General features: G+C 39.2%; 5 protein-coding genes. All 5 read left to right on the forward strand.

The genetic code is table 11. From position 1 onward, the window contains the following. Window positions 1-132 precede the first annotated feature (132 nt). The 5 genes from EUBHAL_RS14590 (at window position 133) to EUBHAL_RS01205 (ending at window position 7,542) form a co-directional block, all read left to right on the forward strand. Window positions 133-789 carry a cell wall hydrolase gene (locus tag EUBHAL_RS14590; RefSeq protein ID WP_005343766.1) on the forward strand — a complete coding sequence of 219 codons (657 nt, stop codon included), beginning with the start codon at window positions 133-135 and terminating at the stop codon, window positions 787-789. 178 nt (window positions 790-967) lie between these two features. Beyond that, window positions 968-2,641, forward strand: coding sequence for a glutamine--tRNA ligase/YqeY domain fusion protein (locus EUBHAL_RS01190; RefSeq protein ID WP_005343768.1), 1,674 nt, complete (start codon window positions 968-970; stop codon window positions 2,639-2,641). Between the two features lie 186 nt (window positions 2,642-2,827). After that, window positions 2,828-3,661 carry a sulfide/dihydroorotate dehydrogenase-like FAD/NAD-binding protein gene (locus tag EUBHAL_RS01195; RefSeq protein ID WP_005343771.1) on the forward strand — a complete coding sequence of 278 codons (834 nt, stop codon included), beginning with the start codon at window positions 2,828-2,830 and terminating at the stop codon, window positions 3,659-3,661. Next, on the forward strand, window positions 3,661-5,058 hold the full coding sequence (gene gltA, locus EUBHAL_RS01200; RefSeq protein WP_005343772.1) for an NADPH-dependent glutamate synthase: 1,398 nt from the start codon (window positions 3,661-3,663) through the stop codon (window positions 5,056-5,058). The genes EUBHAL_RS01195 and gltA overlap by 1 nt, the downstream gene beginning before the upstream one ends. Window positions 5,059-5,469: 411 nt before the next feature. After that, window positions 5,470-7,542 carry a nucleoside hydrolase-like domain-containing protein gene (locus EUBHAL_RS01205; protein WP_005343774.1) on the forward strand — a complete coding sequence of 691 codons (2,073 nt, stop codon included), beginning with the start codon at window positions 5,470-5,472 and terminating at the stop codon, window positions 7,540-7,542. The last annotated feature ends 38 nt before the right edge of the window (window positions 7,543-7,580 follow it).

The raw sequence follows: 7,580 nt of genomic DNA on the forward strand, positions 1-7,580 counted from the left end.
TATATTTTAATACCTTATTTTGCAAATGAGAAGGTATTTTGATATTTTGACTCTGGGCATCATATTTTTTGGCTTTCTGTCATATATTATTAAGGACAATAATGCGGAAATAATAAGACGGGAGCAGAAAATATGAATAGAAAAAGGAAAAGAAATTACGGCTATGTTATATTGTTTCTGGGACTTTGGTTTTTCTGGTTTCAGAATGTGAGTGCATCACAAATGCTTTTTCCATTTGTGGCGGATGACTGGCTTTCGTTTGAAGGACACAGCTTTTTGGAACTTCAGCAGGAAAATGGAAGAAAAAATGTAAATCAGACAAAAGAAAAAAAGAAAGATAAAGAAAATGTAAAGGAAGCGATGGCGGTTCCGGTAAAATATGATAATGTCATAAGTGCCGGAGACCGCCAAATTCTTTATAAAGTAGTTTCTATGGAGTGTGACACAGATTATGAGGGCTCTTTAGCAGTGATTAGCTGTATGTTAAACCGTTTAGAATCTGACAAATATCCGGATGATTTGATGGAGGTAATAACGGAAAAGGCTCAATTTAGTGCATATTATGACAAAAAAACGGAGACGTATCCATATCTTGACCGTGTGCCTTCCAAAGAATGTATACAGGCAGTAGATGATGCGCTTTCAGGGAAAAAAAGAAATCTTCCTTCATATATATTATATTTTCGCTCTTCCGCCTATAAAAAGTTAAAAGGTTATAAGAAATATGGGCAGATAGGAGATAATACTTATTTTTATAAAGAACATGATAAGGAGCAGAATAAAAAATAAGAGCGTTGATTTTTACTTGTACAGGAAAAATAAGTATGATATGATAGAACGCAGGTGAAGGAAAGAGAAGCCTTTATAGAATGTATTTCAGAAATTTTAATGTGCCGGCATTAGAGCATTTTTTAAACACGCTCCAGGGTACAGGAGATTTTGATGATGCATATAGAGTTACAGGAGGATGAGAATGGAAGAAAAAGAAAAAGTATCGAAAAATTTTATAGAGATGGCGATTGACAAGGATTTAGAAGAGGGTGTCTATGACCATGTTATGACCAGATTCCCTCCAGAACCGAATGGATATCTTCATATTGGACATGCGAAGTCTATTTTATTAAACTATGGACTGGCACAAAAGTACAATGGTAAGTTCAATCTTCGGTTTGACGATACAAACCCTACAAAGGAAAAAGTAGAATTCGTAGAATCTATTAAGAAAGATGTAGAGTGGCTGGGTGCAGACTACGAAGACAGACTGTTCTTTGCTTCAAATTACTTTGACCAGATGTATGAAGCAGCAGTTACTCTTATTAAAAAGGGTAAGGCCTATGTCTGTGATTTATCCGCAGAAGAAATTCGTGAGTACAGAGGAACTTTAAAAGAACCTGGAAAGGAAAGTCCTTACCGCAATCGTTCTGTAGAGGAGAACTTAGAGCTTTTTGAGAAGATGAAGAATGGAGAGTTTGCTGATGGCGAAAAGGTTCTTCGTGCTAAGATTGACATGGCAGCCGGAAACATCAATATGAGAGATCCGATTCTTTATCGTGTGGCACATATGACACATCATAATACAGGAGATAAGTGGTGCATTTACCCAATGTATGACTTCGCTCATCCAATTGAAGATGCGATTGAGGGTGTAACACATTCTATCTGTACACTGGAATTTGAAGACCATAGACCACTTTATGACTGGGTTGTAAAGGAAGTTGGTTTTGAACAGCCTCCAAGACAGATTGAGTTTGCAAAGATGTATCTTACCAATGTAATCACAGGTAAGCGTTACATTAAGAAGTTAGTAGAAGACGGTATCGTAGACGGATGGGATGACCCACGTCTTGTATCTATCGCAGCTCTTAGAAGAAGAGGATTCACACCAGAGGCGATTCGTAACTTCATCGAACTTGCCGGTGTATCCAAAGCACAGAGTTCTGTAGATTATGCGATGTTAGAGTTCTGTATCCGCGATGACTTAAAGCTTAAAAAGTCCCGTGTGATGGCAGTTCTTGACCCGGTTAAGGTTGTTATTACAAACTATCCGGAAGGACAGATTGAATACCTGGATGTAGAGAATAACAGGGAGAATGAGGAATTAGGAAGCCGTAAAGTAGCTTTTGGCCGTGAAATTTATATCGAGAGAGATGACTTTATGATTGATCCTCCTAAAAAGTATTTCCGTCTTTACCCAGGTAACGAAGTTCGTCTTATGAACGCATATTTTGTAACATGTACAGATTATATTACAGATGAGAATGGCAAAGTAACAGAGATTCACTGTACTTACGATCCAGAGACAAAGAGCGGAAGCGGATTTACCGGACGTAAAGTAAAGGGAACCGTTCATTGGGTATGCGCAGATGAATGTGTAGATGCAGAAGTAAGATTATATGAGAATATTGTGGATGAAGAAAAAGGTGTTTATAATGAGGATGGAAGTCTTAACTTAAATCCAAATTCCCTTACTATTCTTCCGGGATGTAAATTAGAAGCAGGTTTAAAAGACAGCAAGGCTTATGACAGTTTCCAATTTGTAAGACAGGGCTATTTCTGCTGTGACGCGAAGGACAGCAGCGAGGAACATCTTATATTTAATCGGATCGTTTCTCTTAAGAGTTCCTATAAACCGAAAAAATAAGGTTTGATAATATCAGATTTTGTTAGGATTTTATCGTTATATTCATGACAGAACGAAATCGTAAAAGCCGCAGAAACACTTACTTTTTGCGGTTTTTACTTGCGCTTTTTGTCTGTTCGTGCAATAATAAAAACACGCTGAAATTTAGTTACTTGTTTGGCGAGATTATGAGTGAGGTGTAACCGTATGTACAAAATTGTAAAAAAAGAAACGCTCAACAGCGTTGTAGAGCTGATGGAGATTTATGCTCCTTTCGTAGCGCGCAAATGTGAGCCAGGTCAGTTTATCATTCTTCGTGTAGATGAAGATGGTGAGAGAGTGCCGCTTACTATCGCAGATTATGACAGAGAAAAAGAGACTGTTACTATTATTTATCAGGTATTGGGATATTCAACAACTCTGTTAAGCCAGAAAAAAGAAGGCGAGTATGTAGCAGATTTCGTAGGACCTCTTGGAGTGCCTGCTGCCCTTGAAAAGAAAGAGAACAAAGTCATCGGTGTTGCTGGTGGTGTTGGAGCTGCTCCTTTATATCCACAGCTTCGTAAATTAGCAGAGAACGGAACAAAAGTTGACGTTATCATTGGTGGTAAGAGCAAAGAGTATGTTTTATGGGCTGATAAGTTCCGTGAATTCTGCGAGAACGTATATGTAGCAACTGATGACGGAAGCGAAGGAACAAAAGGATTCGTTACGACTGTTCTTCAGGATCTTTTAGATAAAGGTGAAGTATATGATGAATGTATCGCTATCGGACCGCTGATCATGATGAAGAATGTTGTAAAAGTTACAAAGCCTGCTGATCTTCATACCATGGTATCCTTAAACCCTATCATGATTGATGGAACAGGAATGTGCGGCGGATGTCGTGTTACAATTGGCGGAGAAACTAAATTCGCCTGCGTAGATGGACCGGACTTCGACGGATTCCTTGTAGACTTTGACGAATGTATGAAACGTCAGGGAATGTTTAAGGAAGAAGAACACGAATGTAAAATGATGGCACTGGGAGGAGAAGCATAATGGCAAAGAAAAATATGAGTCTGACAAAGGTTCCAATGCCGGAACAGGCACCAGATGTAAGAAATAAAAACTTTGAGGAAGTTGCTCTTGGTTACACTGCTGAGATGGCAATGGAAGAGGCAGCAAGATGTTTAAACTGTAAGAATAAACCTTGTGTAAGTGGATGTCCAGTAAACGTACCAATCCCTGGATTTATCGAAAAGGTAGCAGAAGGAGACTTTGAGGCTGCTTATGAGATTATCACAAGTGAGAACGCACTTCCTGCAATCTGCGGACGTGTATGTCCACAGGAGAACCAGTGTGAGGGTAAATGTGTCCGTGGTATCAAGGGACAGCCTGTTGGTATCGGACGTATGGAAAGATTCGTTGCGGATTATCATATGGAACATGCTGAGCCAGTCAAGGCAGACATTAAGAAGAATGGAAAGAAGGTTGCAGTCGTAGGTTCTGGTCCATCCGGAATCACTTGTGCCGGAGAGCTTATCAAAAAAGGCTACGATGTTACTGTATTTGAAGCATTACATAAAGCTGGTGGTGTATTAAGCTACGGTATTCCAGAATTCCGTCTGCCTAAGGCATTAGTTGCAAGAGAAATCAAGAGCGTAGAAGACCTTGGTGTAGATATCGAGACTAACGTAATCGTTGGTCGTTCCGTAACAATCGATGAACTGATGGAAGACGGTTATGAAGCAGTATTCGTAGGAAGCGGTGCTGGTCTGCCAAGATTCTTAAATATTCCAGGCGAGAACTTACTCGGTGTATACTCAGCCAATGAGTTCCTCACTCGTGTAAACCTTATGAAAGGTTACAAGTTCCCAGAAGTTCCAACACCAGTAAAGGTTGGAAAGAGAGTAGCCGTAGTAGGTGCTGGTAACGTAGCTATGGATGCAGCAAGAACAGCAAAACGTCTTGGTGCAGAAGAAGTTTACATCGTATATCGCCGTAGCGAGGAAGAAGCTCCTGCCCGTTTAGAAGAGCTTCATCATGCAAAAGAAGAGGGAATCATCTTCAAGTTCTTAAATAACCCTGCTGCGATCGTTGGTGATGACAACGGCTGGGTAAAAGGAATGGAAATCATCAAACAGGAACTTGGCGAGCCAGATGCATCTGGAAGAAGACGTCCTGTACCAATAGAAGGTTCTAACTATATCCTTGACGTTGAGACAGTAATCATCGCCATCGGACAGAGCCCTAACCCATTAATCCGCCATACAACACCAGGTCTTGAGTGCCAGAAGTGGGGCGGAATCATCGTAAACGAAGAGACTATGGAATCCTCCAAAGAGAACGTTTACGCTGGTGGAGACACTGTAACAGGTGCCGCTACTGTAATCCTTGCTATGGGAGCTGGAAAGAAAGCTGCCGCAGCAATTGATGAGAAGTTGTCAGGTAAATAATTGCCGCAGGCAAGGTAGACGCTCTAGGAAAAGCTCTGTATGAAAAGTTATTGATTTTGACTCAGTTGTACAAAACACAAAGGTGTCAAAATCAATAACTTTTCATACAGAGCTTTTCTAATATTATGTTATAGTCTCGCAACTCCCAGGCCACATCTGAGCAGTATTTCGTCTTTTGACTTCGTCTGTCAGTTTTCTCAACCCGACAAATCAGAAATCCATATATTATCAAGTGTAAAAGAAAAATAGAGGTCGTGTAAAGTTTTATATAAAATTTCATGGAAATAGAGACTTTTTGACACTGTTTTATCAAAATGGGTTGACGAACAGGCAATATAGAGGGTAAAATTCATAATTGTACAGGATGAAAAAACAATAAAACTAGCAAATCTGTACAAAAGGAGGAGGAAAATGAAAAGAGGAAAGGTTACCGCATTGGTTATGGCATTTATTATGGCAGTGTCTGTTTTGGCATCGCCGGTAACAATGCTTAACACAAACGCAGCAGTGAAGGCAAAGAAAATTACTATGGCGAAAAAGGCAACGCTAGAAGTAGGCGCGAAGAAAAAGTTAAAAGTCACAGTAAAGCCTGCAAAAGCGAAAGTAAAAATTACTTTCAGAACTTCTAACAGCCGTATTGCTAAGGTAAATAGCAAGGGTGTTGTTAAAGGAGTTAAGGCAGGACAGGCAACAATTACTGCAAAAGCAAAGGTTGGAAAGAAAGTTTTAAAGGCAAGACAGAAGATTACTGTTAAGAAAAAAGCCCAGAAAGCGCCAGCAGCAATTAAAGTGTCAGCTCTTACCGTAAAGAAATATGATGTAACAATCAATGAGGGTAATATTGAAACAATGGCTGTTACAGTATTGCCGGCAAATGCAACAAATAAAAAATTACAGTATACAACTTCTGATAATAACGTTGCAACAGTAGATAATAAGGGGGTTATTACTGCTATTGCACAGGGTTCCTGTAAAGTTACAGCAGAGACGATGGATGGAAGTAACCGAAGCGTTTCTGTAAATGTAACTGTAACAAAAACACAGAGACCAAGATGTATCATAACACAGGATGCAGAAGTAGATGATATGAATTCGTTGATTCATGTTTTATTATATTCTAATGAAGTAGATATTCAGGGTATTGTGCAGTCTTCTTCTAAATTCCATTGGAAAGGTGTTGCAGGACAAAAAGAAGAAAAGTACACAAAACCATATCGCTGGCCTGGAACAGAGTGGATGCAGAAATATCTGAATGCATACCAGAAAATATATCCAAATTTGAAGAAACATGATAAGAGCTATCCTGCACCAGCATATTTAAAGAGTGTTACAAAGGTTGGAAATATTGGATATAAAGGAGAAATGGATAGTGTAACTGAAGGTTCTGAACTTATAAAGAAAAAAATTCTTGATAATGATGAGAGAACCTTGTATCTTTTGGCATGGGGTGGAACGAATACGATTTCCAGAGCATTAAAAGATATTGAAAAAGAGTACAAAGGAACAAAACAGTGGGATGCGATTCGTAAGAAGATTATCAACAAAGTTGTAATTCCTGCCTGTGGTGAACAGGATGAGACATATTCAGAGTATATTGCAGAAGAATGGCCGGAAATTAAGTTTATGAGCTGTTCCCAGATGTCAAGCTATGCCTATATGTGGCGTACACAGCCAGAGGATTCCAGCAAAAAGACACTGTATGCAGACTTTATGTTAAAGAATCTTATAAGAAAACATGGTGCCCTTCTTGACAATTATGTAACCTGGGGCGATGGAACTTACTTAGATGGAGAAGAACCAGGAAGCCAGTTTGGAACAAATGAAGATTTATTAGACAGTTTAAACTGGTGGGGCGGATTTAATCCAGTACAAAAATATCAGAGATATGATTTCCTTTCTGAAGGAGATTCCCCAACATTCTTTATGTTACTTGACACAGGTCTCAGAACGCTTGAAGATATAACAAACGGCGGATTTAGTGGAAGATATGCCAGAGCAGATAAAAAGAACAGTAAAGGACAGGAAGTAAATTACTGGAGTCCTGTAACAGATACCTATGTAAAAGAAGATGGAAGCACTATGAAGGTAGAATCTAGCTGGAAATACATTGATGATATTCAGAATGATTTTGCAGCAAGAGCAGACTGGTGTATCGTTAATGATTATGTAAAAGCAAACCATGCACCAAAAGTATCCGTAACAGAAGGAACAGATATAAAAGCATCTGCCGGAGAAACATTAAAATTACATGCAATCGCAACAGATCCAGATGATGATTATGTAACAGTAAGCTGGAGTGAATACACAGATGCAAGTACAACAGAAACTGCATTAACATTAAAAGGTGCTGCTTCTGACACCATCAGCTTCAAGATTCCAGAAGATGCAAAAGCCGGACAGAAGATTCATTTAATTGTTCAGGCACAGGATGATGGAGAACATACATTAACACACTATCAGCAGGTGATAATTACAATTAAATAATCCTGGTTTGCCGCAGGCAAGGTAGACGCTCTCAGGAG

This window comes from Anaerobutyricum hallii DSM 3353 (assembly GCF_000173975.1).
Classification (GTDB): Bacteria; Bacillota; Clostridia; order Lachnospirales; family Lachnospiraceae; genus Anaerobutyricum; species Anaerobutyricum hallii.

Coding starts and splice junctions, on each gene's coding strand:
- EUBHAL_RS14590 (WP_005343766.1), top strand. CDS start 133: ATGAATAGAAAAAGGAAAAGAAATTACGGCTATGTTATATTGTTTCTG.
- EUBHAL_RS01205 (WP_005343774.1), top strand. CDS start 5,470: ATGAAAAGAGGAAAGGTTACCGCATTGGTTATGGCATTTATTATGGCA.
- gltA (WP_005343772.1), top strand. CDS start 3,661: ATGGCAAAGAAAAATATGAGTCTGACAAAGGTTCCAATGCCGGAACAG.
- EUBHAL_RS01195 (WP_005343771.1), top strand. CDS start 2,828: ATGTACAAAATTGTAAAAAAAGAAACGCTCAACAGCGTTGTAGAGCTG.
- EUBHAL_RS01190 (WP_005343768.1), top strand. CDS start 968: ATGAGAATGGAAGAAAAAGAAAAAGTATCGAAAAATTTTATAGAGATG.